This is a genomic window from Mesorhizobium sp. P2_B11, from assembly GCF_056404855.1.
The window spans coordinates 920,149-942,852 of record NZ_JBFUDF010000001.1 but is presented as its reverse complement, the minus strand read 5'-3'; the positions used below and the strand labels follow the sequence as shown (position 1 = coordinate 942,852).

General features: G+C 64.5%; 23 protein-coding genes. 7 read left to right on the top strand and 16 right to left on the bottom strand.

What is annotated here, in order from left to right; genetic code table 11:
* Window positions 1–3 precede the first annotated feature (3 nt).
* From AC1DYJ_RS04295 to AC1DYJ_RS04275, 5 genes are read right to left on the bottom strand one after another with little or no spacing between them, the layout of a single operon-like run.
* A complete protein-coding gene (locus tag AC1DYJ_RS04295) occupies window positions 4–432 on the bottom strand; it encodes a hypothetical protein (RefSeq protein ID WP_477280164.1) in 429 nt (142 codons plus the stop codon).
* Window positions 429–1,484 (bottom strand): aldo/keto reductase, encoded by a 1,056-nt coding sequence (locus tag AC1DYJ_RS04290; protein WP_477280163.1) that lies wholly within the window; start codon window positions 1,482–1,484, stop codon window positions 429–431. Before AC1DYJ_RS04290 ends, AC1DYJ_RS04295 begins: the two co-directional genes overlap by 4 nt.
* Window positions 1,481–1,834 carry a TIGR04076 family protein gene (locus AC1DYJ_RS04285; protein WP_477280162.1) on the bottom strand — a complete coding sequence of 118 codons (354 nt, stop codon included), beginning with the start codon at window positions 1,832–1,834 and terminating at the stop codon, window positions 1,481–1,483. The genes AC1DYJ_RS04290 and AC1DYJ_RS04285 overlap by 4 nt, the downstream gene beginning before the upstream one ends.
* A gap of 1 nt (window position 1,835) precedes the next feature.
* The gene (locus AC1DYJ_RS04280; protein WP_477280161.1) at window positions 1,836–2,324 is read right to left on the bottom strand and encodes a DUF3830 family protein; all 489 of its coding nucleotides are present in this window, start codon (window positions 2,322–2,324) and stop codon (window positions 1,836–1,838) included.
* 1 nt (window position 2,325) lies between these two features.
* Window positions 2,326–3,048 carry a GntR family transcriptional regulator gene (locus AC1DYJ_RS04275; RefSeq protein ID WP_477280160.1) on the bottom strand — a complete coding sequence of 241 codons (723 nt, stop codon included), beginning with the start codon at window positions 3,046–3,048 and terminating at the stop codon, window positions 2,326–2,328.
* A 139-nt stretch (window positions 3,049–3,187) separates the two neighbouring features.
* Between AC1DYJ_RS04275 and AC1DYJ_RS04270 the strand changes: the two genes are divergently transcribed.
* From AC1DYJ_RS04270 to AC1DYJ_RS04245, 6 genes are all read left to right on the top strand, one after another.
* Window positions 3,188–3,985 (top strand): ABC transporter ATP-binding protein, encoded by a 798-nt coding sequence (locus AC1DYJ_RS04270; RefSeq protein WP_477280159.1) that lies wholly within the window; start codon window positions 3,188–3,190, stop codon window positions 3,983–3,985.
* On the top strand, window positions 3,982–4,731 hold the full coding sequence (locus tag AC1DYJ_RS04265; protein ID WP_477280158.1) for an ABC transporter ATP-binding protein: 750 nt from the start codon (window positions 3,982–3,984) through the stop codon (window positions 4,729–4,731). The genes AC1DYJ_RS04270 and AC1DYJ_RS04265 overlap by 4 nt, the downstream gene beginning before the upstream one ends.
* Entirely contained in the window at window positions 4,728–5,636 is a 909-nt protein-coding gene (locus AC1DYJ_RS04260; protein WP_477280157.1) for a branched-chain amino acid ABC transporter permease, read from the top strand. Before AC1DYJ_RS04265 ends, AC1DYJ_RS04260 begins: the two co-directional genes overlap by 4 nt.
* Window positions 5,633–6,616 (top strand): branched-chain amino acid ABC transporter permease, encoded by a 984-nt coding sequence (locus tag AC1DYJ_RS04255; protein WP_477280212.1) that lies wholly within the window; start codon window positions 5,633–5,635, stop codon window positions 6,614–6,616. Before AC1DYJ_RS04260 ends, AC1DYJ_RS04255 begins: the two co-directional genes overlap by 4 nt.
* Window positions 6,613–7,917, top strand: coding sequence for an NAD(P)/FAD-dependent oxidoreductase (locus AC1DYJ_RS04250; RefSeq protein WP_477280156.1), 1,305 nt, complete (start codon window positions 6,613–6,615; stop codon window positions 7,915–7,917). The genes AC1DYJ_RS04255 and AC1DYJ_RS04250 overlap by 4 nt, the downstream gene beginning before the upstream one ends.
* 385 nt (window positions 7,918–8,302) lie before the next feature.
* Window positions 8,303–10,264 (top strand): 3-hydroxyacyl-CoA dehydrogenase NAD-binding domain-containing protein, encoded by a 1,962-nt coding sequence (locus tag AC1DYJ_RS04245; protein ID WP_477280155.1) that lies wholly within the window; start codon window positions 8,303–8,305, stop codon window positions 10,262–10,264.
* Window positions 10,265–10,330: 66 nt separating this feature from the next.
* Here the strand turns inward: AC1DYJ_RS04245 and AC1DYJ_RS04240 are convergent, their stop codons facing one another.
* The 5 genes from AC1DYJ_RS04240 to AC1DYJ_RS04220 form a co-directional block, all read right to left on the bottom strand.
* Window positions 10,331–11,605, bottom strand: coding sequence for a cysteine desulfurase-like protein (locus AC1DYJ_RS04240; RefSeq protein ID WP_477280154.1), 1,275 nt, complete (start codon window positions 11,603–11,605; stop codon window positions 10,331–10,333).
* Window positions 11,606–11,647: 42 nt separating this feature from the next.
* The gene (locus tag AC1DYJ_RS04235) at window positions 11,648–12,322 is read right to left on the bottom strand and encodes an amino acid ABC transporter permease (RefSeq protein WP_477280153.1); all 675 of its coding nucleotides are present in this window, start codon (window positions 12,320–12,322) and stop codon (window positions 11,648–11,650) included.
* A 162-nt stretch (window positions 12,323–12,484) separates the two neighbouring features.
* Window positions 12,485–13,282, bottom strand: coding sequence for an ABC transporter substrate-binding protein (locus tag AC1DYJ_RS04230; RefSeq protein ID WP_477280152.1), 798 nt, complete (start codon window positions 13,280–13,282; stop codon window positions 12,485–12,487).
* A 91-nt stretch (window positions 13,283–13,373) separates the two neighbouring features.
* Window positions 13,374–14,573, bottom strand: coding sequence for a pyridoxal phosphate-dependent aminotransferase (locus AC1DYJ_RS04225; protein WP_477280151.1), 1,200 nt, complete (start codon window positions 14,571–14,573; stop codon window positions 13,374–13,376).
* Window positions 14,574–14,756: 183 nt separating this feature from the next.
* Entirely contained in the window at window positions 14,757–15,518 is a 762-nt protein-coding gene (locus AC1DYJ_RS04220; RefSeq protein ID WP_477280150.1) for an HpcH/HpaI aldolase family protein, read from the bottom strand.
* 123 nt (window positions 15,519–15,641) lie between these two features.
* Here AC1DYJ_RS04220 and AC1DYJ_RS04215 point away from each other — a divergent pair, with 123 nt between their 5' ends.
* Entirely contained in the window at window positions 15,642–16,733 is a 1,092-nt protein-coding gene (locus AC1DYJ_RS04215) for an LLM class flavin-dependent oxidoreductase (protein WP_477425958.1), read from the top strand.
* 8 nt (window positions 16,734–16,741) lie between these two features.
* On the opposite strand, the gene AC1DYJ_RS04210 is transcribed toward AC1DYJ_RS04215, so the two are convergent.
* From AC1DYJ_RS04210 to AC1DYJ_RS04185, 6 genes are read right to left on the bottom strand one after another with little or no spacing between them, the layout of a single operon-like run.
* A complete protein-coding gene (locus tag AC1DYJ_RS04210; protein ID WP_477280148.1) occupies window positions 16,742–17,137 on the bottom strand; it encodes a RidA family protein in 396 nt (131 codons plus the stop codon).
* A gap of 57 nt (window positions 17,138–17,194) precedes the next feature.
* Window positions 17,195–18,343: an acyl-CoA dehydrogenase family protein gene (locus tag AC1DYJ_RS04205; protein ID WP_477280147.1), complete on the bottom strand. Its 1,149-nt coding sequence runs from the start codon at window positions 18,341–18,343 to the stop codon at window positions 17,195–17,197.
* Window positions 18,343–19,155, bottom strand: coding sequence for an enoyl-CoA hydratase family protein (locus AC1DYJ_RS04200; RefSeq protein WP_477280146.1), 813 nt, complete (start codon window positions 19,153–19,155; stop codon window positions 18,343–18,345). Before AC1DYJ_RS04200 ends, AC1DYJ_RS04205 begins: the two co-directional genes overlap by 1 nt.
* The gene (locus AC1DYJ_RS04195) at window positions 19,152–19,622 is read right to left on the bottom strand and encodes a MarR family winged helix-turn-helix transcriptional regulator (protein WP_477280145.1); all 471 of its coding nucleotides are present in this window, start codon (window positions 19,620–19,622) and stop codon (window positions 19,152–19,154) included. Before AC1DYJ_RS04195 ends, AC1DYJ_RS04200 begins: the two co-directional genes overlap by 4 nt.
* Window positions 19,616–20,389, bottom strand: a complete 774-nt coding sequence (locus tag AC1DYJ_RS04190) for an SDR family NAD(P)-dependent oxidoreductase (RefSeq protein ID WP_477280144.1) — start codon at window positions 20,387–20,389, stop codon at window positions 19,616–19,618. Before AC1DYJ_RS04190 ends, AC1DYJ_RS04195 begins: the two co-directional genes overlap by 7 nt.
* Complete coding sequence (locus tag AC1DYJ_RS04185) at window positions 20,386–22,680, bottom strand: bifunctional salicylyl-CoA 5-hydroxylase/oxidoreductase (protein ID WP_477280143.1); 2,295 nt, start codon at window positions 22,678–22,680, stop codon at window positions 20,386–20,388. The genes AC1DYJ_RS04190 and AC1DYJ_RS04185 overlap by 4 nt, the downstream gene beginning before the upstream one ends.
* Window positions 22,681–22,704 lie beyond the last annotated feature (24 nt).

Here is a 22,704-nt window from a genome sequence, read left to right as displayed (position 1 = left end):
TGTTCAGCCTTCCGGCGCCTGCAGCCAGGTTTCATGCAGATGCCGCCATTGGACGCCGTTGGGCGCCGATGAACTGGTGGTGAAGACGGCACTCGACTGGCGGCGGCTATGCTTGCCGCCACGCAGCTGGGCTTCGACGTAGAGGACGACGATGGTGTCGGCGGTCTGCCAGCCGGGCCGGATGTCGTCGATCTCGATAGCAAAGCCGTCGTCGCAAGTAGCGCGGCTGTCCCGGACATGACCGACGACAGCGTCGCGATCGAGGATATGACCGCTCGGCGCGACCATGGTGAGGCCCTCACCCATGACAGTTTCGAAGCGGCTGAAGTCCACTTTGTCGGCACGCGCCTCGACGAACCAGTCGACGAAGAAGCGATGGAGGTCGACGATTTCGGCGCTGGCGCGGGAAAACAGGGAAGACTGCGTGCTCATATCCGGCCTGCATTCAGATTGTAGTGCATGATCGAACCGTGGCGACCGTGCCGGTCGCGCTCCAGCGTGTAGACGTCGCCCAAGGGGCCACCGCTTTGTGCGATGACGGCCGCGATCCGCGCCCGGTCGTCGGCGTCGAGCGCGACGTCCATGATTTTCGCATTGGCCAGCGCATGCGCCTGGTTGCGGGCGCCGACGATGACGGCCGCCACTTGCGGCTGCTCGAGCACCCAGGCGCTGGCGATGGTGGCGATGTCGACGCCGTGGCGGTCGCCGACCGTCTTCAGCGCCCTGAGCAATTGCTGGAAGAGATCCCAGCCGCCGAAATCGTCGATGATCAGCTTGTATTTGACCAGCGAGCGGTTTTCGAGCGGCGTGGCGGGTTCGGCCGCGCCGAGCCATTTGTCGCTGAGGAAGCCGCCGGCCACCGAGCCGTAGCAGAGGAAGCTGACACCGTTCTTCGCGGCGAGGCCGGCCAGGCTGTTTGCCGGCCGCTGGTCGAGCACGGAATATTGCAGCTGCTGGCTGACCAGCGGAATGCCTGCGGCGAGGATTTCGGCCAGACGCGGCGTATCGAAATTGGTGGTGCCGAGATTGCGCACCTTGCCTTCCAGCCGAAGCTCGTCGAGCCAGCCCATCGCATCGACGTAGCGAGGCTGGTCATAATCCCACCAGTGAAACTGCACGAGATCGATCCGCTCGGTCTTCAGCCTGCGAAGCGACTGGTCGACGATGCCCCTGATGTAGTCGCGGCTGATGCTGGCGAGACGTTCGAGGTCGGGCACCAGCTTGGTGTGTACCTTCATCCTAGCCGCGACATCGAGACCGCGCTCGCTGGCAAGCCTAAGGCGCGCGGCGCCGATCAACTCCTCGACGCCGGTGTAGATATCGGCGCAGTCATAGGTCCAGATGCCGGCATCGAAAGTGGCGATCAGGTCGGTCACAGCCTGGCTGCGGTCGATGGCGCCATGGCCACCGGCGAGCTGCCAGCCGCCGCGGATGACGCGCGATATCGTGTAGCCCGGGCTGAGTTCGAAGGTTTTGACGCTCATCGCTTGTCAGTCTCCTTCGGCAGCGGCACCGCGGTGGTTTCTGCATGGCTGAACCGCCGTTTGCCGGTCCTGACGATCCTGAGCCGGCTGGCGCAATTGGGATCGGGACAGGCGATCTCGGCGTCCGAGGTCATCCAGTCATTGGCGTGCGTCGGGCGCTGCTTGGCCGCAAGCAGCGGCAACACGGCCGCGATCGAATAGATCGAAAAGCCCTGGCCCGCCGGCAGCGACAGCATCTCGCCCTTGAGCTCGAAATAATCGCCGTCCCTGGCGCCGCAATAGATCGGCTTGCCCTCGGGGATGACCGCCTCGACACGCAGATCGAAGAGTTCGAAACTGTCGTCGGCCATGTCAGGCCTCCACCAGGCTGAAGGTGACGTCGCAGGCGCCGTTGCGGCGGATGATTCCGCAAGCGGCCGCGAACTGGTCGCGCTCGTCCGGACGCACCTGGGCGACAACGCTGCCAGCGAGCCAGCCGATCGGAAACAACAGGCGCGCGCCCGGCCCGTAATACAGGCCGATGTCGAAGATCGCGTTCGGATTGCCGCCCCACGTGCGCGGCGGCACATAGGCGAGCACGATGTCACCGGGCTGCGGCGTCAGCGTTGCATTCTCTGCCGGCAAGGGCCTGGCATAGGCCTCCCCCTCGAGCTGTGCCGATGGAACCGGGCAGGAAATCTCCGGGCCGGTCCACATCGCATGGATACCCGGGACGATGCGTGGCTGCGCCAGATACGCCAGCAGGAAGGTGGCGTTTTCGGGAGCCTTCTCCGGCAACAGCAGCGCAGTCACCGAAAGCTTCGAGCGTGGTTCTGTGATCCTGATGGCGGGCTTGCTCATGTCAGTCCTTCGCCGATTGAAGCTTGTCGCGCAGAAAGGCAAAGGGCCGACTGATGTCAGCCACCAGCGCCTCGCGCGCCGCTTGCGCATCCTGCTTGGCAAGCGCTCCAACGATGCGGCGGTGATAGTGGGCAGTGTCGACCTCGCCGGCCTCGGAGAAGGCGTAGATGGCGACGCGAATGCAGGGTCCCGATTGCAGCCAAAGGCTTTCGATCATCGGGATCAAGACGGCCGACCCGCAGCAGCGGTAGATTTCGAAATGAAAACTCTGGTTGAGCGTCGCCTCGCGGTCGATATCCTTCTTGTGCTTCAGCGCCCGCATCTCGTCCCACTCACCGAGCATGGTTTCGATCCTGGCGATCTGGCGTGGGCCCATGCGCGTTGCGGCGAGCGCGATCGCTTCGCCTTCGATGAGGGAGCGGGCGCGCAGCAGATCGTCGATCCGCTCCAGCGTGATCGGCGGCACGCGCACGGAACGGTTGGGCAGCGCCTCCAGCGCCTGTTCGGTGATCAGCCGTCCAAGCGCCTCGCGCACCGGCATAGTCGAGGTGACCAGCGCATCGGCGAGCCCGCGTATGGTCAGCACCTGGCTTGGCTCGAACAGGCCGCCGATCAAGGCGCGACGCAATTCCGAATAGACGCGATCCTGCACGGTCTCGCGGCCGACCGGAGTCAGCTGGGCTGCGATCGCCTCATTGTTTCGCTCGATGGCAGCCTTTTGCATGACATTCCCGGTCTTGGCCCGCTTTGGCCCGTTTTCGGCTTGCGGAGAAAATTAAAGCCGATTAGCGTGATCAAAGCAAGTGTGATCACAAATCAAAAAAAATCAGAAAGCGGCAACGACCGCTCGGCCAGAGGGGTGCATGAGCGAGACAACGGCACGACAGGACGAGACCGGCGCACCGGTTCTGGCGGCGAAGAACGTTGTCAGGCGCTTTGGTGGCCTCGTTGCGGTCAACGATGTCTCGTTCGAGGTCCGGCCGGGCGAAATCCTTGGCCTCATCGGCCCGAATGGCGCCGGCAAGACGACGATGTTCGATCTGCTCGCCGGCAGCATCCTGCCTTCCAGCGGCGAGATCTTTCTCAACGGCACCCTGGTCTCGGGCGAAGCCGCGCACCGCCGTATCGGCCGCGGCCTCGGCCGCACCTTCCAGATTCCCCGGCCGTTGCCCAATCTGACGCTGGTCGAAAACGTCATGCTGGCTGCGCAGGGCCAGGCTGGCGAGAAGCTGCTCGCCAATTTCCTGACGCCGCGGCGGGTCGCCGCTGAAGAAAGGGCCGGCGAGAAAAAGGCCTTGGAGCTGCTCGAGCTGGTCGCACTTACCCATCTGGCGCATGAGCCGGCGCGCGTGCTGTCCGGCGGCCAGCGCAAGCTGCTCGAACTTGCCCGCGTCATGATGGCCGACCCCGCGATCATCCTGCTCGACGAACCGGCGGCCGGCGTCAACGCGACGCTGCTGGAAGTCATCATCGACCGCATCCGCGACATCAATGCGCGCGGCATCACCTTTCTGCTGATCGAGCACAACATCGACATGGTGACGCGGCTCTGCCATCGCGTCCTGGTCATGGCGAGCGGGCAGTTGCTCAGCGAAGGCACGGCGGACGAGGTCGCCCGCGACCCGCGCGTCATCGAGGCCTATCTCGGAGGCGCGACATGAGCGAGATCGTGCTTGACGTCCGCGACCTCGAGGCCGGCTACGAGCCCGGCGTGCCGATCGTGCGCGGCGCCTCGATCACCGTCAACAAGGGCGAGATCGTCGTCGTGCTCGGGCCGAACGGCGCCGGCAAATCGAGCCTGATCAAGGCCGTCGCCGGCCTGGTGCCGATCACCAGGGGCAGCGTGCTGCTCGACGGCAAGGACATTACCACAGCACCGGCGCACACCATGGTTCGCCTTGGCCTCGCCTTCGTGCCGCAGACCGAAAACGTCTTCACGCTGATGTCGGTGGAGGACAATCTGAAGGTCGCCTGCGGCATCCTCGAACGGCGCGAGGCCCCTGCCCGCATCGAGGAAATGTACGCGACCTTCCCCGACCTGGCGCGTCAGCGCCGCACGGCGGCCGGCTATCTCTCGGGCGGCCAGCGGCAGATGCTGGCGGTGGCGCGGGCATTGATCGTCCATCCCAAGGTGCTGGTGCTCGACGAGCCGTCGGCCGGCCTGTCGCCGAAATTCGTGTCGATGGTGTTCGAGATGCTGGCCACCATCCGCAAGTCCGGCGTCACCATCCTTCTGGTCGAGCAGAACGCCAAGGCAGCGCTCGCCATCGGCGACCGCGCCTATGTGCTGGTCGAAGGCAAGGACCGGCACGAGGGCGTCGCCTCGCAGCTGTGGAACGATCCGGTCGTTGCCGAACTCTATCTCGGCCAGCGCCGACAGGCCTCCGAAAAAGGGAGCGCGGCATGAACCTGCAATTTGTCATCGACGGACTTTTGACAGGTTCGATGATCGGCCTCGGCGCCATCGGCGTGACGTTGACCTATTCGATCCTGCGCTTTTCGAACTTCGCCCATGGCGACTTCATGGCCTGGGGCACCTATGCGACGCTGGCTGTCGTCAGCGCCATCGGCGCGACGGTCGGCAAGGTGGCGCCGATCGCTCCACTCTCCTTCGGCTGGCCGCTGATCGTCGCGCTCATCGTCGGCATGGCGCTGACCGGCCTGCTGGCGCTGCTGCTCGACTTTGTGCTGTTCGCGCGGCTGCGCGCCAAGGGCCAGGCGATCATCGTGGTGATGGCGAGCTTCGGCGCCTCGATGGCGCTCAGAAGCCTGCTCGAATTCACCTTCACCTCACGGCCGACCTATTTCAGCCGCGCCATCCAGATCGCCATGCCGGTCGGTTTCGGCATTCGCATCACTCCCGATCAAATCGCCCTGCTGCTGCTGACCGCCGTGCTGGTGCTTGGCGTGCATCTTTTGATGACACGCACGCAGACCGGCCGCTCGATGCAGGCGCTGAGCCAGAATGCGGCGCTGGCCCGCATTGTCGGCATCGACGTTGCCAGGGTGGTGCGCGTCACCTGGCTCATTGGCGGCGCGCTCGCCTGTGTCGCCGGCGTCATGATCGGCATTCTCATCCAGATCCGCCCTTTCATGGGTTTCGACATGCTACTGCCGATGTTTGCCGCCGCCATCCTCGGCGGCATCGGCAGCGTGCCGGGCGCTGTTCTCGGCGGCCTGATCATCGGCCTGGCTGAAGCCGGCGCAGTGCAGTTGATCGGCGCCGAATGGCGAGCGGCAGTCTCCTTCATCATCCTGATGGCGGTGCTGTTCGTGCGGCCGGTCGGTCTCTTTGGAGTGAGGGAACGCTGATGGATCTGCTCGGCTACGGCGCCTTCTTCCTGACCACCGCGCTGATTTTCTCGCTGGTCACGCTGGGGCTTAATCTGCAATGGGGGCTGACCGGGCTGTTCAATGTCGGCCTTGCCGGCTTCGTCGCCATCGGCGCCTATACCTCGGCGCTGCTGACCACGCCCGATGATGCCGCGCGGCTGGGCGGCTTGGGCCTGCCGATCCTGGTCGGTTGGCTCGGCGCCATGCTGGTTGGCGGCGTCGCCGCCGCCATCACCGGCATCGCCACGCTGCGCCTCAGATCGGATTATCTGGCCATCACCACCTTCGGCGTGGCTGTCGTCGTGCAACTGGTCGCGCTCAATGCGCAGAAGCTGACCGGCGGGCCGTTCGGCATCGGCTTCATCCCGCGCCCCTTCGGCAGCCTTGCCGAGACGCCGCTGCTGTTCAACCTGTCCAACCTCGCCGTCGTCTCAGCGGTGACGCTGATCGTCTACTTCGCGCTCGAGCACCTGTCGCGCAGCCCTTGGGGCCGGGTGCTGAAGGCGCTGCGCGAGGACGAGCGGGCGGCGATCTCACTCGGCAAGAGCGCGCGCTTCTACCGCGTCCAGGCCTTTGCCGTCGGCGGCGCCATCATGGCGCTGGCCGGCGCGCTGCAGGCGCATTTCACCGGTTTCATCGCGCCGGACAATTATCTGCCGATCCTAACCTTCCAGGTCTGGGTGATGCTGATCGTCGGCGGCTCGGGCAGCAATCTCGGCGCCGTCGTCGGCAGCATCCTGGTCTGGGCGATATGGGCGGGGTCAGGCACGCTGACCAGCGTGCTGTTCCCGCCAGAACAGCAGGCCCGTGCTGCTGCGCTGCAGATCGTCGCCATCGGCGTGATGCTGTGCGTCATCCTTTTGGTCCGGCCGAACGGCCTGTTCGGCGACAGGCCGCTGCGGCGGCGCTTCGACAAACAGGCGAAGGCGGTGGCGGGCGAGAGCGGCGCCGGATCATGAATGCCGTGGTCAGGCAACAGATGGACGGCGTCTCGCTCTGGCACGCCATCGGTCGCAATCGCCGCGAACGGCCGGCGCTGGAAACCGGGCTTGACGTCGACCTCGCCATTGTCGGCGGCGGCTTCACTGGTCTTTCGACCGCGCTACACGCCGCCGAGAAGGGCCTTTCGGTCGCCGTGCTCGAAGCCGAAACCATCGCCTGGGGTGCGACCGGCAGGAATGCCGGCCTCGTCGTGCCGAATTTCGCCAAGCGGGACCCCAACGACATCATCGCCGAGCTCGGACCGGAGCGCGGCGAGCGGCTGGTCGATTTCGCCGCCGGCAGCGCCGACCTCGTCTTCGGCCTCATCAAGCACCACGGCATCGAATGCGACGCGCTGCAGAACGGCTGGATCCAGCCGGCGCATACGCCTGCTGCTTTCGGAAAGACCAGGTCGCGCGCCGAGCAATGGGCGGCGCGCGGCAGGCCGACTGTCACACTCGACGCCAAGGCAGTTACGGCGCTCACCGGTATCGGCGGCTATGCCGGCGGCTGGATGGACAATTCGGGCGGCGTCCTCAATCCGGTCGAATATGCGCGTGGTCTGGCTGACGCCTCGGAGAGAGCCGGCACGCGTATCTTCGAGCAGACGCGCGTCACATCCATCGACCGCGCTCCGAATGGGTGGACCCTGACGACCGCCTCGGCGTCGGTGCGCGCCGCGAAGGTGCTGGTCGCCACCAATGCCTATGGCGGAGCGCTGCAGCCGATATTGCAGCGGACCTATGTCCCGCTGAAGGTTTTTCAGATCGCCACCGCGCCGCTGCCGCAAGGCATACGCGCACGCCTGCTGCCCGGCGGGCAAGGCATCGGCGATACCAGGCGAAACCTCTTCACCTGCCGCTTCGACGCCCAGAACAGGCTGATCAGCGGCGGCATGCACATTGTCGGTGCCGGCGCAGATGCGCGTGTGCCGCAAACGGTCTGGCGGCGGCTCGCCAAGCATCTCGACCTGCCCGACTTGCCAGCGCTTGCCTACAGTTGGACGGGCGTGGCGGCGGTCGAGCCGGATTTCCTGCCGCGCCTGGTCAACCTCGGGCCGGACCTCATCGCCGGTTTCGCCTGCAATGGCCGCGGCATCGCCATGACCACCGCGATGGGCAAGGTGCTGGCGGACTGGGCAAGCGGAACCCACGCCCGGGATTTGCCGCTTCCTTTCGCTCCGCCGTCGCCGATCCCGTTCCACGGCGTGGTCCGCTACGCGCCGAATATGCTGCTCCCCTGGAGCATGCTGCGCGACCGGCTGGACAAGGCTGGCTAGGCTGACGCCGCTATACGCCTGAGCCCGGGTACGGGGCTAGGAATTTCTGTCGTGCTTGTAGTCTCCGGGCGCCGCATTGACGGCTTAAGGTGAGCAAGTTGCCATCGAACCGGGTCAGATCGTGGAACAGAACAGAGTGCAGGAAGCGTGCTCATGAGAGATCGCACGCGGTCCATCATCCCGGTCAATCTCGGTCGTTTGTGGTTTTGCGGCAACGCCGTTCAAACCTAAGGATGCAGGCTTGCAGTTTTTTGAATTCCAATTATTTTAAGCTTGAAGTTTTTGAAGAATCCATCGCTGCGCGGCATTCGCTCGAACCGGCACATCGCGGCATTTGGCTGGAGAGCAGGAAGAGCGAGATGCCGCGGTTGCGGAATGAAACTCCATGAGCACTGAGCGATTTTCCGAGAGTGTCATTGGCAACATCGTCGATGGCGTTCTCATCGTCACCATCGAAAATCCGCCGGTCAATGCGCTCTCCTTCCATGTCAGGGGCGGACTGATGGCTGCGCTTGAACGCGCGAGGTCGGATGACGTTTCTGCCGTGGTGCTCACCGGCGCTGGGCGCACTTTTGTCGGTGGCGCCGATATCAAGGAATTCGGCAAGCCTGCTATCGAGCCCACACTGCCTGGGGTCGTCGAAGCGATCGAGAGTTTTGCCAAACCGGTCGTCGCGGCAGTCGGCGGCGCGGCGCTCGGTGGCGGCTGCGAGATTGCGCTGGCCTGCCATTACCGCGTCGCCGGCAAGGCGGCCAGCTTCGGCCTGCCCGAGGTCAAGCTCGGCATCGTGCCCGGGGCCGGCGGAACCCAACGCTTGCCCCGCCTCGTCGGCACGGTCGCCGCAATCGACCTGATCGGCACGGGTCGCGTCGCGAAGGCCGATGAGGCCCTCGCTCTCGGCCTGATCGATGCCATTGCCGACGATCTCTCCAAAGGCGCGCTCGAGGCCGCTCGCCGTCTTGTCGACCAGCCTCTGCGGCGCACGGGGGCGCTTTCCGTGCCGCGCTCGCAACCTGGGGCCGACACGGCCGCTGCAAAGAAGGTGCTTTCCCGCAGCCGTGGACAGATCGCGCCTGCGGAAGCCGTGAGACTGGTCCAGGCGGCGTCCACGGCCAGACTGAAGGACGGCCTCGCGGACGAACGCGCCACCTTCCTGCGCCTGCGGGATTCCCGCGAGGCGGCAGCGTTGCGCCACGTCTTCTTTGCCGAGCGGCAAGCCAGCAAAGTCGACAGGCTGGAGGGTGTTGCGCCTCGCACGGTCGAGACCGTCGGCATCGTCGGGACCGGCCTGATGGGTGCAGGCATCGCTGTCTCGGCCTTGAATGCGGGCTATCGCGTGATCGGTGTCGAGCAGACCGAAGAGGCCGCGGCCAAAGGATATGAGCGTATCGCCGGTCTTCTCGACAAGTCGGTCCAATCCGGTCGTCTCACCGATGATGCACGTAGGGATGCGCTAGGCCGGTTTGAAGCGGTCAGTGACGCCAGTAAGCTGGCTCAGGCCGATCTGGTCATCGAGGCCGTATTCGACGATCTCACCGTAAAAACCGAGCTCTTCCGCAAGCTCGACCGCATCGTGCGCCCCGACGCCATCTTGGCGACCAACACCAGCTACCTGAACCCCGACGAGATCGCCTCGGCAACCGCCCGGCCCGAGCGCATCCTCGGCCTGCATTTCTTCTCGCCGGCCAACGTCATGCGGCTCACCGAAGTGGTGGATTGCGCGGCGACCGCGCCCGACGTGCTCGCCTCGGCGATCGCCTTCGTCCGAAAGCTCGGCAAGCTGCCCGTCGTGAGCGGCGTGACCGAGGGTTTCATCGGCAACCGCATCTATTCGGCCTATCGCCGCGAAGCGGAGTTCATGGTCGAGGATGGCGCGACACCGGAAGAGGTGGATGCCGCGCTGGAGGCCTGGGGCTTCCCGATGGGGATCTTCGCCGTCAACGACATGGCTGGACTGGAGATAGCCTGGGCGCGGCGCAAGCGGCAGGCGGCCACGCGTGATCCCGGCGCGCGCTATGTCGAGATCGCCGATCGTCTATGCGAGGCCGGCCGCTTCGGCCGCAAGACCGGGCGCGGCTGGTACGACTATTCGAACGGCGAGCGCAGGAGCGACCCGCAGGTGACGGCGATGATCGAGGCCGCACGAGCGGCCAAGGGCATCGTGCCGCACCGCTTTTCGGCCGACGAGATCGTCACGCGCCTGCTGGCGGCAATGGCCGTCGAAGGCAAGGCGTTGCTCGCCGAAAGCATCGCCGCGCGTGCCTCCGACATCGATCTGGTGATGATCAACGGCTACGGCTTCCCGGCCCACAAGGGTGGGCCGATGTTCCACGCCGGAGATGTCTGAGCATTAGAGCATGGTCCCCAAAAGTGGGCACCGGTTTTAGGAGAAGATCATGCTCCAAACAGAAGACTAAGACAGCCTGGCGATGACGGCGCGCAGCGCCTCGCCGAAACGCCTGATTTCGTCGACCGTGTTGTAATGCACCAGCGAGGCGCGGATGGCGCCGCTGTCCATCGACAGGTTGAGGCGCTTCATCAGCCGCGGCGCGTACATGTGGCCGTCGCGGATGCCGATCTGCATCTCGGCCATTTCCTCGACGATCCGCTGCGGCGACAGCTTGCCGATGTTGAAGCAGAAGGTCGGCACGCGCTCATGGATGCGGGCCTCTTCGGCCACGCCGTATATGGTGGCGCCGCACACCTTCAGCACGGCCAGCATCTCGCGCGCCAGGAGCACTTCATAGTCACGAATGGCGCCCATGCCGGCAACGATGTTTTCGCGCCGCGAGCGGTTGTTGGACGGCGCCAGATTGCGGCCGATCAGTTCCAGATACTGCACGGCCGCATCCATGCCCGAGACGTTCTCGTAGATGAAGGTGCCGGCCTCGACCTTGTAGGGCGGCTCGTCGGGGATGAAATCCTCGCGGAAGGTCGGCAGCCGCTTCAGTGTTTCGAAGCGGCCCCACAGAAAGCCCATATGCGGCGAGAAATTCTTGTAGCCGGAGCAGACGAGATAGTCGCAGTCCCAGGCCTGCACGTCGATCAGCCCGTGCGGTCCGTAATGCACGCAATCGAGGAACACTTCGGCGCCGGCGGCATGCGCGATCCCGGCGACCGAGGCGACATCGACGATCGAGCCGATCGAATGCGCCGTCACCGTACAGGCGACAAGGCGAGTGCGATCGGATACCAGCGGCTTGAGGTCGTCGACATGCAGATTGCCGTCCTCGCGCATGCGCCACCATTTGAACTTGGCGCCGGCGGATTCCAGCGCCAGCCACGTCGCGATGTTGGCGTCATGGTCCATATCAGTGATGACGATCTCGTCGCGTTCCGAAAGCATCTGGCCGATGCCGAGACTGACCAGGCGGATGAATGAGGTGGCGTTCATGCCGAAGCAGATTTCGGACGGACTGTAGGCGTTGATCAGCAGCGCCACGCTTGTCCGGGCATCGGCGACCGATTGGTCGACCGTGACGGAGCGACCATAGCGGCCGCCGCGCTGCACATTGTGCGAAACCAGATGGTTGGTCACCGCGTCGAGCACGCTCTGCGGGATCTGCGCGCCGGCGGCGTTGTCCAGGAAGATGAAATCGCCGGCACGCTGCAAGGCAGGAAACATGGCGCGGATTTTTTCAACGGGGAACGCGGCGGCGTTCGTGGTGTCGGTCTGATGCTTGTTCAAGGGGGGTATGCTCCTACGGGGAGTTGGGGATCGGTTCGAAGCTCAGCGAGCCTTCTCGTCCTTGAAGCGGGCTTCAAGCAGACTGACGAGGCGGACCATCGGCCAGAGGAAGATGAGATAGACGAGCGCGGCGCCGATCAGCGGCGAGGGATTGGCGTATAGCGACTGCGCGTTGGTCGCTTCCTTCAACAGTTCCGGCAGCGCCACGGTGGACGCCAACGACGTGTCCTTGAACATCGAGACGCAATTGCTGGTCATCGGCGGGATGACCACACGGATCGCCTGCGGCAGCACCACCTTGCGCAAGGTCAAAAGGAACGGCAGGCCGAGCGCCTGCGATGCCTCGAACTGGCCGCGCGGGATGCTTTCTATGCCGGAGCGGAACACTTCGGCCGAATAGGCCGACATGATGATGGCGAACGCCGTAACCGCCGACGCCCAGGACGACAGGCGTATGCCGAGGAAGGGCAGCGCATAGTAGATCAGGATCAGCACCACCAGCACCGGCAGGGCGCGGAAGATGTCGGTGTAGCCGACCGCCAGCCAGCGCAGCGGCTTCGGCGCGTAGAGCCGCAACAGGCTTATCCCCAAGCCGATCGGAATGCCGATGCCGATGCTCAAAATACCAAGCAGCAGTGTGTTCAGGAAGCCGCGCAGCAGCGCCGGCAGGCTGGACATGATGACATCGGGATTGAAGAAAGTGTCGATCAGCGACATCAGAGCATTCCCGACCGTTGATGCGTCACGTGACGCTGGAGAAGGGCCCGGAAGCATCGAAGGCGCTTTGCCGCGCTGACCTGTGGCTCCCGGGAAGGATCATGAATGGAAACGAGACGTGCCGGCCTTCAAGCCGGCACGTGCTTGTTTGTCGGCGGCCGTTCAGCCCTTGGGCAGCGGCAATTCCTTGACCGTCGAGGAGTCGGCCGGCGCGTCGCTGCCGAACCACTTCTTGTGGATCGCGGCCAGCGTGCCGTCCTTCTTCATCGCGCTCAGCGCGTCGTTCAGCTTGCCGAGCAGCGGGTGATCCTTGCTCATCATCAGCCCGTACTGTTCGCCGGTCTTGATGCGCTCCTTGACCTTCAGGTCCTTCATTTTGGTGAAGGAGTATTCCATGCCGGGAATGTCGCTGACGGCTGCGTCGACGCGGCCGGCGCTGAGGTCGAGCAACAGGTTCTGCTGGGTGTCATAACCCTTCACGTCGCTGTAGCCGTCTGCTTCCTGATGCGCCTTGACCCAGGTCTCGCCGGTCGAGCCTGACAGCACGCCAACGATCTTGCCCTTGAGGTCTGCCTCGGTGTTGATCGCGCTGTCGGTTTTCGTCGCAATGCCCATATCGGAATCATAATAGGGCTGCGTGAACGACAGCGTCTTCAGCCGCTCCGGCGTGATGGTGATCGAGGAGATCGCGACATCGATGCGCTTGGAGCTGACAGCCGCAAACAGCGCCTGGAAGCCGAGATCGGCAATCTCGGTGGTCATGCCGACGCGCTTGGCCGCCTCGTTGACGATGTCGACCTCAAAGCCTTCGAAGGTACCGCTCTCGTTCTTGTATTCGAAGGGCGGATTGGTCGGGTAGGCGCCGACATTGAGCACGTCTGCGGCGTAAGCGGTTGCAGGTCCTGCAGCGATGCCGATGGCTGCGGCGAAAAGGATGAGATTGCGACGGTTAAGCTTCATAGGTGTTTCCCTCCGGGGTGTTCCCTCTGGTTGTTGATCGGGCGGGGATTTTCCCGCACGGTTTGTTGCCGTCCCACCTCCCAGCGGGGCGTCAATTCATGGCGGCGACCATGCGCTCGAGCGCGGTCGCGATCTGGTTGCGGTCCCGGCACACGCACATGCGCAGGAAGGCGGTTGCCGAATGTCCAAAGAGGTGGCCGGGCGCCAGCCCGACGCGCGCCGTCTCCAATATCCTGGCGCAGGCCTGCCGGGCGTCGCTTTCGCCGTCCATGGCAAAGAAGGCATACATGCCGCCGCGCGGTTTCGTCGGCAGGATGATGCCGGGAATCTGGCCCAGCCTGTCATAGGCGAGATCGAGGCCGGTCTTGATCCGCTGCCTGATCTCCTCGACCAGGGGCTCGCCCTGGCGGATGGCGGCGACAGCGCCGGCCTGGATCGGCGCGGCAGTGCCGCTGTTGATATACTGCGTCATGGCGCCAAGCTGGTCGGCCACACCCGAGGGATGCGTCAGCCAGCCGATGCGCCAGCCGGTCATCGCCCACGCTTTCGAAAAGCTGTTGACCGACAACACCCGGTCGCCATCCTCGGCAATCTGCAGGATGGAAGGGGCAACATCACCGTCGAAATAGAGCCGGCCATACACCTCGTCGGAAATGATCCAGATGCCGGTGCGCCGGCTGAAGTCGAGCAGCGCCTGCATCTCCTCGCGCGACGCGGTCCAGCCGGTCGGGTTGGACGGTGTCGACAGGAAGATCGCGCGGGTGCGCGCGTCGCAGGTTGCGAACAACCGGTCGAGATCGAGCTTCCAGTCTCCCTTGAAGTCGAGCGAAAACGGCCTCGGCTCGCCGCCGATCAGATGGATGGCGTTGTGGATGTTGGGCCATTGCGGCGCGACATAGACGACGTTGGTGCCGGTATCGACCAGCAGCTCCAGCGCCAGGTACAAAGCCTGCATGCCGCCCGGCGTGACGGTGGTGCGCGCGATCGGGATCGAGCGGCCATGAATGCGCGTCTGGTAGTCCGACAGCGCTTCGTTCAATGGCCCATGACCGCGCATGTTCGGGACGTAGAACGTCTGGCCCTCGTCGAAGGCGGCCTTCGCCGCGTCGCGGATGAAAGCCGGCGTCACCATGTCGCCTTCGCCGTACCAGAGCGCGATGACATCGCCCAGTTCGCGGGCGCGCACGGCAAGGTTGGCGATGTTTTCGGTGTGGAGGTCACGGATCTGTGCGCGCACGCCGTCGAAAGCGTAGCGCGCGCTGGACGATGACTGGGGCAGTATGAACGACAAGGACTGAACCCCTCCCACCCGGAGCACTATGACTGCCCGGCAAGCCCCTCCGGCACGGCAGTCTCTATCGACTTTGGATGCTATCCAAAGTGCGGCGCTTTTCAAGGAAAAAGTTTTAAGCTTAAAAAGTTTGGCCCGGCTGTTGCTCCGCCGATACGCCCTTTTTTCCTGACTGCGTCCGTCTCATGCCAATTCGTCGCGCGCTGCGGCAAAGTTGGCCGCCGCACCTGCACCAAGAAACATCGTGTCGCTGGCCAGCATGAAGAAACTCGCGCCGATGGCTGCCCATCGGCCGACAGCCTGCGGGCTGGCGCAAAATATGCCGGAGGCCTTGTCGTGTGCGATCGTCACGCGAATGATTGTCTCGATCGCCGCGTTGAGCTTGTCCGCGCCTTTCGCCCCGATCGCATCGATCGACACGGAGAGATCGCCGGGGCCGACGAAGATAACATCGACCCCGTCGACGGCAGCGATCGCCTCGATGTTGGCGAGCCCTTCCGATGTCTCGACCTGGACCGCGACGACGATCCTGTCATTGGCGGCGGCCAAATATTCGGGAATGCGGTAGCCGTAGCCGGCCGCGCGGCCAGGCCCGACACCGCGCTCGCCCAGCGGTGGATAGCGCGAGAACTTGACCGCCATCGCTGCCTGCGCGGCGGTCGAGACGCGCGGCACCAAAACGCCTTGCGCGCCGCTGTCGAGCGCCGCCTGGATGGCTTCCGGCGCGTGGCCGGGAACGCGCACCATCGCCGGCACGCGGTGCACGTCGGCCGCGCGCACCATGGCCTCGATCGTGTCGCGCGCGATCTGGGCATGTTCCCAGTCGATGCAGAGGAAGTCGAGGCCGGCGAGCGCCATCACCTCGACCGCGACGGGATGCGGAATGGCGGCGAAAGAACCGACGAGACTGGTCTTGCCGATGCACTTCTGACGGAACTCGCTCATCTCCATCCCCTTTCGATGATCTGCAAATCCATATCCGCAAACCACGGCCGAGCGAAGCTCTTTCAGGCTTGAAATATTTTCACGTGGGCCTAGCGTGTGGGTCTCCCGCCACGAGTTCCCATCATGATCAAAACCCATCCGCTGCACGGCCCGAACAAACTGAAGCTCGGCGTCTTCTCGACCAATGCCGATGGCGGTCTGGCCATCACCGATGTGCCGGAACGCTGGACGGCAAGCTGGCCGGACAATCTGACGGCGGCGCAGATCGCCGACCGTGCCGGGCTGGAGTTCATCCTGCCGATCGCGCGCTGGCGTGGCTTTGGCGGCCGCAACAAGGTGCGCGAGTGGTCGTTCGAGACCTTCACCTGGGCGGCAGCTCTCGCCGCCGCAACCGACCAGATCGGCCTGTTCATGACGGTGCATGTGCCGCTGGTGCATCCGCTTTACGCCGCCAAGGCGCTGGCAACGGTCGACCATATCAGCCAGGGCCGCGCCGGCCTGAACATCGTCTGCGGCTGGAACCCGAAGGAATTCGGCATGTTCGGCACACCGCTGGTCGAAAAGGGCTATGAGCAGGCTGCGGAATGGATCGAAGTTCTGGAGCGGCTTTACGCATCGAGCGAGCCACTCGATTACGAAGGCATCTATTATCGCCTGAAGGAAGCGGTCAGCCGGCCGGCGAGCCTGCAGGTGCCGCGCCCGGTGACCATGAACGCCGCTTTCGGTGGTCCGGGCCGCGATTTCGCCGCCGCCCGATGCGATTATCTGTTCACCACCTTTTCCGAGATGGGTGACGCCGGCAAGCATGTCGCCGACATCAGCGAGCGGGCCGACAAGGTTGGCCGCAATGTCGGCGTCTACACGGTGGCGCATGCCGTCTGCCGTCCAACGATGGAAGAGGCGCAGGCCTATTACAACAGATATGCCGTCGATCTGGCCGATCACGACGCCGTCGATGCCCATATGGCCGGCAAGAAGGAGTTCTCGCAGTCGCATGACCCGCATGCCTATGACCGCTACCGGCAGCGTTTCGCCGGCGGCGCCGGTACTTATCCGTTGATAGGCACTCCAGAAACGATTGCTGCCGATATGGCGGAAATAGCCGGGCATGGCTACCAGGGCATCGCGCTGTCCTTCGTCAACTACACGCAGGAACTGCCCTATTTCTGCGACCATGTGTTGCCGCTGCTGAAGCAGGCGGGACTTAGGATATAGCGGACCGTCTATTCCGGGATGACGGCGGTTGCCTGGATCTCGACCTTGGCGCGGTCCTCGACCAGCGCCACCACCTGCATGGCGGCCATCGCCGGAAAATGCCGGCCGATCACCTCGCGATAGGCCTCGCCGATCCCCTTGAGGTTGCCGAGATATTCGGCCTTGTCGGTGAAATACCAGGTCATCGCGGTGATGTGCCGAGGCTCGCCGCCGGCCTCTGCCAGCACGGCGACGATGTTTTGCAGCGTCTGCCGCACCTGGCCGGCGAAATCGTCGGTCTCGAACTGGCACTGCCCGTTCCAGCCGACCTGTCCGCCGACGAAGACGAGCCTGCCGCGCGCAGCAATGCCGTTGGCGTAGCCGACCGGTTTCGCCCAGCCTTCCGGCTGCAGGATCTCGTGCATCTCAAGTCTCCCCGGTATTCCTAAAAGCTAATTCTCAAAATCAAATATGTCTCGCCGTCAGGCCGCGCCCATCACCTGTCGTGCGATCACCACTTTCTGCACATCGGAAGCGCCCTCATAAATGCGCAGCGCGCGAATTTCGCGATAGAGGCTCTCGACGATATGACCCTTGCGAACGCCGTCGCCGCCATGCAGTTGCACGGCCTTGTCGATGACCTCTTGCGCCTTGTCGGTGGCAAACAGCTTGGCCATCGCCGCCTCGCGGGTGACGCGCGCGGCGCCCATGTCCTTGGTCCAGGCGGCGCGGTAAACCAGCAGCGCCGCGGCGTCCACATCGAGCGCCATGTCGGCGACATGGCCTTGCACCATCTGCAGCTCTGCCATCGGCGCGCCAAACAGTTTGCGCTCGGCCACTCGGCGGATGCTTTCATCGAGCGCACGCCGGGCAAAGCCGAGTGCCGCCGCGCCGACCGTCGAGCGGAACACGTCGAGCACCGACATGGCGATGCGGAAGCCGTCGCCGGGTCTTCCGATCAACGCCGAAGCCGGCACCCGGACCCGGTCGAAGGAAAGCCGCGCCAGCGGATGCGGCGCGATCACTTCAAGGCGCTCGGCGATGCCAATCCCCTTGGTGTCGGCAGGCACGAGAAAGGCGGAAAGCCCCTTGGCGCCCGGCGCCTCACCGGTGCGGGCAAAGACGACGTAGAGATCGGCGATGCCGCCATTGGAAATCCAGGTTTTTTCACCGTCGAGGGTATAGAAGTCGCCATCGCGGCTCGCCGTCATTTCGGTGTTGGCGACATCCGAGCCGGAGCGCGGTTCCGACAGTGCGAAGGCCGAGATCGCCTTGCCGGCCCTGGTCTTCGTCAGCCATTGCTGCTGGTCGGGCGTGCCGAACAGGCTGAGCGCGCCGGTGCCGAGGCCCTGCATGGCGAAGGCGAAGTCAGCCAAGCCGTCATGGCGCGCCAGCGTCTCACGCGTGATGCACAAAGTGCGCACATCGAGCGGTCCGGGATTGTCCGTATCGAGCGCCGTCGGCTTCAGCCAGCCGTCGCGGCCAAGCCCGGCCACCAGCTCGCGGCAAGCGGCATCGACGTCATGGTGATCGACGGGAAGGTTTTTCGCGCACCATGCTTCCAGCCTTTCGGCCCATTCGCGGTGGCGATCTTCGAAGAACGGCCAGTTGAGAAAACTCTTGTCAGCCATCAATTGCCCTCGAACACCGGTTTTTCCTTGGCCACGAAGGCCTTGTAGGCGCGCTCGAAGTCACGTGTCTGCATGCAGATCGCCTGCGCCTGCGCTTCCGCTTCGATCGCCTGGTCGAGGCCCATTGACCATTCCTGGTTGAGCTGCGTCTTGGTGATGCCATGCGCGAAGGTCGGGCCGGAGACGATGCGCGCCGCCATCTCGAGCGCGTCGGCTTCGAGCGCCGCCGCATCGACCAGCCTGTTGTAGAAACCCCAGCGCTCGCCTTCAGCCGCCGTCATCGTGCGGCCGGTGTAGAGCAGTTCGGCGGCGCGGCCCTGGCCGATGATGCGCGGCAGGATCGCGCAGGCGCCCATGTCGCAGCCTGCGAGGCCGACGCGGGTGAACAGGAAGGCGGTCTTGGCCTCCGGCGTGGCGATGCGGATATCGGCGCTCATGGCGATGATGGCGCCGGCGCCCACCGCGACACCGTCGACGGCCGCGATGATCGGCTTGCCGCAGTTGAGCATCGCCTTGACGAAATCGCCGGTCATGCGGGTGAAGGCGAGCAATTCCTTCATATCCATCTTGATCAACGGGCCGATAATGTCGTGGACATCGCCGCCCGAGCAGAAATTGCCGCCATTGGACAGGAACACAACGGCGTCGACGTCGTCGGCATAGACAAGATCGCGGAACGTATCGCGCAGTTCCGCATAGCTTTCGAAGGTCAGCGGATTCTTGCGCTCCGGCCGGTCGAGCCGCACCCTGGCGATCCTGCCTTCGACCTCCCAGAGGAAGTGTTTTGGCTTGAGGCCGGCCATCGCAGTCATTCGCGTCCCTCCCAGTTGCTGCGGAACGAGGTCAGCATGCCGGTCAACCGGCGCGCGTCCTCCTCGCTGACCTTGCCCAGCAATTCGCCGATCCAGCCCTCATGCGCCGCAGCCATTGCGGCAAAGGTTTTGGACCCCTCATCGGTCAACCGCACCATCGACGTGCGGCGATCGCCATTGCGGCGGGCGCGCGCCACCAAGCCTTCCGAAACCAGCCGGTCGACAATGCCGGTGACATTGCCGTTGGATACCAAAAGGAAGCGCGACAGATCGCTCATCAGCATGCCTTCCGGTGCACGGTAAAGGGCGGCCATGACGTCGAAACGCGGCAGCGTCGTATCGAATTCTTTCTTCAGCCGCTCGCGCAGCTCCGCCTCGATCGTGCGCGAGGCGCGGAGCAGCCTGATCCAGAGACGCAGGCGGTCCTTGCCGGGTCCCGACGGCGCGGGCAAGGGGCCGGCTACCATGTTTCGCCTCCTGAGATCGAGATTGCCTGTCCGGTGATCGACGCCGCCGCGTCACCGCACAGCCAGAGCACCGCCGCGGCGACTTCCTGCGGCTGGATGAAGCGGCCTTGCGGGTTGGTCGAGGCCAGGCTCGCCCGCGCCTCGTCAATCGAGCGGCCGGTCTTTTCGACAATGCGCTGGATAGATTCCTCCAACATGTCGGTCTCGACGAAACCCGGACACACGGCGTTGACGGTGACGCCGGATTTCGCCGTCTCGGCCGCAAGCGCTCGCATCAGCCCGACAACGCCATGCTTGGCCGCCACATAGGGCGCGACATAGGCGTAGCCTTTCAGGCCTGCGGTGGAGGCGATGAAGACGATCCGGCCCGCCTTGCGCGCGGCCATGCCGGCCAGCGCCGGCTTTACCGTCAGGAAGGCGCCGGTCAGATTGACGTCGAGCGTCCGCTTCCAGTCGGCAAGCGAAGTCCGGTGCGCCGGCGTGCTGCCGGCCATACCGGCATTGGCGACGACGATGTCGAACGGGCCGCGCGCGGCCTCCGCTTGTGCGTAGAGCGCCGTCATCGCCGCCTCGTCGGTGACATCGGCTGACATGGCGTGGATGCGGCCATTCTCGCCGGCCACCTTGGCAAGCTCGGCTTCGCGCCGTCCGCATATGGTCACCGCGATGCCGGCCTCGGCCAGCGCGAGCGCGATGGCCCGGCCGACGCCGGAACCGCCGCCGGTGACCAGCGCATGTTTGCCGGAAATCGCTGAAGCCGTCATCATACTTTCAGCCCCGCCGCTGCATCGCGCTCGGCCAGCCGGTAGATCTGGTCGCGTCCCGGCAGATAGGGATCCGGCCATTTGACGCCGCGGTCGCCAAGCGTGACCGCCGCATGCAGCGTCCAGTAGGGATCGGCGAGATGCGGCCGCGCCAGCGCCACCAGATCGGCGCGACCGGCCATCAGGATCGAATTGACATGGTCCGGCTCGTAGATGTTGCCGACCGCCATCGTCGCCATGCCGACCTCGTTGCGGATGCGGTCGGAGAACGGGGTCTGGAACATGCGGCCATAGACTGGCTTGGCGGCAATCGAGGTCTGGCCCGCCGAGACGTCGCATATGTCGACGCCGGCTTCATGCAGCATGCGCGCGATCTCCACCGCGTCGGCCGGCGTCACACCTTCGATGCCGACCCAGTCATTGGCCGAAATGCGCACCGAGATCGGCTTTTGCGCCGGCCAGGCGGCGCGCACCGCATGGAAGATTTCCAGGGGATAGCGCATGCGATTTGCGAGGGAACCGCCATACTCGTCCGTGCGCCGGTTAGTGACCGGCGTGATGAAGGACGACAGCAGATAGCCATGCGCGGCGTGGATCTCCAGCATGTCGAAGCCGCAGCGATCCGCCATCTCGGCGGAGGCCACGAACTGGTCGCGCACCAGATCCATGTCGGCGCGGTCCATCGCTTTCGGCACCTGGTTCTGCGGCGACCATGCGATCGCCGAGGCGGCCATGACCGGCCAGTTGCCTGAGGCGAGCGGCACGTCGGTGCCTTCCCAGCCGACACGGGTTGAGCCCTTGGCGCCGGAATGGCCGATCTGGGCGCAGATTTTCGCCTCGGTCTCGGTGTGGACGAAGTCGACAAGCCGCTTCCACGCGACTTCATGCTCCGGCGCATAGAAGCCGGGACAGCCGGGCGTGATGCGTCCTTCCGGACTGACGCAGGTCATCTCGATGTAGACAAGCCCGGCGCCGCCCTTGGCGCGCTCGGCATAGTGGGCGAAATGCCAGTCGGTCGGGCAGCCGTCGACGGCCTTGTACTGCGCCATCGGCGAAACCACGATGCGATTGGTGAGCTGCATGTCGCGCAGCTTGAACGGCGCAAACATCGGCGCCCGTCGCTGCCTGTTGCCGCCCGCCCCCGCCTGGCGCTGGAACCATTCCTCGGCACTTTCAAGCCATTCGGCATCGCGCATCCGCAAATTCTCGTGGCTGATGCGCTGCGAGCGGGTCAGCAGCGAATAGTTGAACTGCACCGGATCGAGGCCGAGATAGCGCTCGACCTCCTCGAACCACTCCAGCGAATTGCGCGCCGCCGACTGCAGCTTCAGCACCTCGGTGCGGCGGGCATCCTCATATTTGCGGAAAGCGGCGTCGAGGTCGGGTTCGGTTTTGACATAGTCGGCCAGCGCCACAGCACTTTCCAAAGCGAGCTTGGTGCCGGAGCCGATCGAGAAATGCGCCGAGGCCGCCGCGTCGCCCATCAGCGCCAGGTTCTTGTAGGACCAGCGTTCGCACAGCACGCGCGGGAAATTGATCCAGGCTGAACCACGGATATGGTTGGCATTGGTCATCAGCGCATGGCCGCCGAGATGCCTGGCGAAGATGCGCTCGCACACCGCGATCGATTCCTGCTGCGACATCGCGCCGAAGCCGAACGCGGCCCAGGTCTGTTCGCTGCACTCGACGATGAAGGTCGCGGTCTCGCTGTCGAACTGATAGGCGTGCGCCCACACCCAACCATGCTCGGTCTTCTCGAAGATGAAGGTGAAGGCGTCGTCGAATTTCTGGTTGGTGCCGAGCCAGACGAATTTGCATTTGCGGGTGTCGATGTCGGGCTTGAAGACATCGACGAAAGCGGTGCGCGCCCTTGAGTTCAGCCCGTCGGCGGCAACGACCAGGTCATGCGTCTCCATATAGGGCTGGGGGTCGGCGATATCGGTTTCGAACATCAGCTTGACGCCGAGTTCGCGCGCCCGGCGCTGCAGCAGGACCAGCAGTCGCTTGCGTCCGATGCCGCAGAAACCATGGCCCGACGAGACTGTGCGCACGCCATCATGGATGACGGCGATGTCGTCCCAATAGGCAAAATGCTTCTTGATCCAGACGGCGCTGACCGGGTCGTTCTTGGCAAGGTTGTCGAGTGTTTCGGCCGACAGAACGACGCCCCAGCCGAACGTGTCGTCGGCGCGGTTGCGCTCGAACACCGTGACCTCGTGCGCGGCGTCGCGCAGCTTCATCGAAATGGCAAAGTAGAGGCCGGCTGGTCCGCCGCCGAGAACCGCAACCTTCATCTGTGCGATCTCCCCTTCGCTTGC

Bases quoted from the DNA above. Each gene is read 5' to 3' on its own strand.
- AC1DYJ_RS04295 (WP_477280164.1), bottom strand. From the start codon at position 432: ATGAGCACGCAGTCTTCCCTGTTTTCCCGCGCCAGCGCCGAAATCGTC.
- AC1DYJ_RS04290 (WP_477280163.1), bottom strand. From the start codon at position 1,484: ATGAGCGTCAAAACCTTCGAACTCAGCCCGGGCTACACGATATCGCGC.
- AC1DYJ_RS04285 (WP_477280162.1), bottom strand. From the start codon at position 1,834: ATGGCCGACGACAGTTTCGAACTCTTCGATCTGCGTGTCGAGGCGGTC.
- AC1DYJ_RS04280 (WP_477280161.1), bottom strand. From the start codon at position 2,324: ATGAGCAAGCCCGCCATCAGGATCACAGAACCACGCTCGAAGCTTTCG.
- AC1DYJ_RS04275 (WP_477280160.1), bottom strand. From the start codon at position 3,048: ATGCAAAAGGCTGCCATCGAGCGAAACAATGAGGCGATCGCAGCCCAG.
- AC1DYJ_RS04270 (WP_477280159.1), top strand. From the start codon at position 3,188: ATGAGCGAGACAACGGCACGACAGGACGAGACCGGCGCACCGGTTCTG.
- AC1DYJ_RS04265 (WP_477280158.1), top strand. From the start codon at position 3,982: ATGAGCGAGATCGTGCTTGACGTCCGCGACCTCGAGGCCGGCTACGAG.
- AC1DYJ_RS04260 (WP_477280157.1), top strand. From the start codon at position 4,728: ATGAACCTGCAATTTGTCATCGACGGACTTTTGACAGGTTCGATGATC.
- AC1DYJ_RS04250 (WP_477280156.1), top strand. From the start codon at position 6,613: ATGAATGCCGTGGTCAGGCAACAGATGGACGGCGTCTCGCTCTGGCAC.
- AC1DYJ_RS04245 (WP_477280155.1), top strand. From the start codon at position 8,303: ATGAGCACTGAGCGATTTTCCGAGAGTGTCATTGGCAACATCGTCGAT.
- AC1DYJ_RS04235 (WP_477280153.1), bottom strand. From the start codon at position 12,322: ATGTCGCTGATCGACACTTTCTTCAATCCCGATGTCATCATGTCCAGC.
- AC1DYJ_RS04230 (WP_477280152.1), bottom strand. From the start codon at position 13,282: ATGAAGCTTAACCGTCGCAATCTCATCCTTTTCGCCGCAGCCATCGGC.
- AC1DYJ_RS04220 (WP_477280150.1), bottom strand. From the start codon at position 15,518: ATGAGCGAGTTCCGTCAGAAGTGCATCGGCAAGACCAGTCTCGTCGGT.
- AC1DYJ_RS04215 (WP_477425958.1), top strand. From the start codon at position 15,642: ATGATCAAAACCCATCCGCTGCACGGCCCGAACAAACTGAAGCTCGGC.
- AC1DYJ_RS04210 (WP_477280148.1), bottom strand. From the start codon at position 17,137: ATGCACGAGATCCTGCAGCCGGAAGGCTGGGCGAAACCGGTCGGCTAC.
- AC1DYJ_RS04205 (WP_477280147.1), bottom strand. From the start codon at position 18,343: ATGGCTGACAAGAGTTTTCTCAACTGGCCGTTCTTCGAAGATCGCCAC.
- AC1DYJ_RS04200 (WP_477280146.1), bottom strand. From the start codon at position 19,155: ATGACTGCGATGGCCGGCCTCAAGCCAAAACACTTCCTCTGGGAGGTC.
- AC1DYJ_RS04195 (WP_477280145.1), bottom strand. From the start codon at position 19,622: ATGGTAGCCGGCCCCTTGCCCGCGCCGTCGGGACCCGGCAAGGACCGC.
- AC1DYJ_RS04190 (WP_477280144.1), bottom strand. From the start codon at position 20,389: ATGATGACGGCTTCAGCGATTTCCGGCAAACATGCGCTGGTCACCGGC.
- AC1DYJ_RS04185 (WP_477280143.1), bottom strand. From the start codon at position 22,680: ATGAAGGTTGCGGTTCTCGGCGGCGGACCAGCCGGCCTCTACTTTGCC.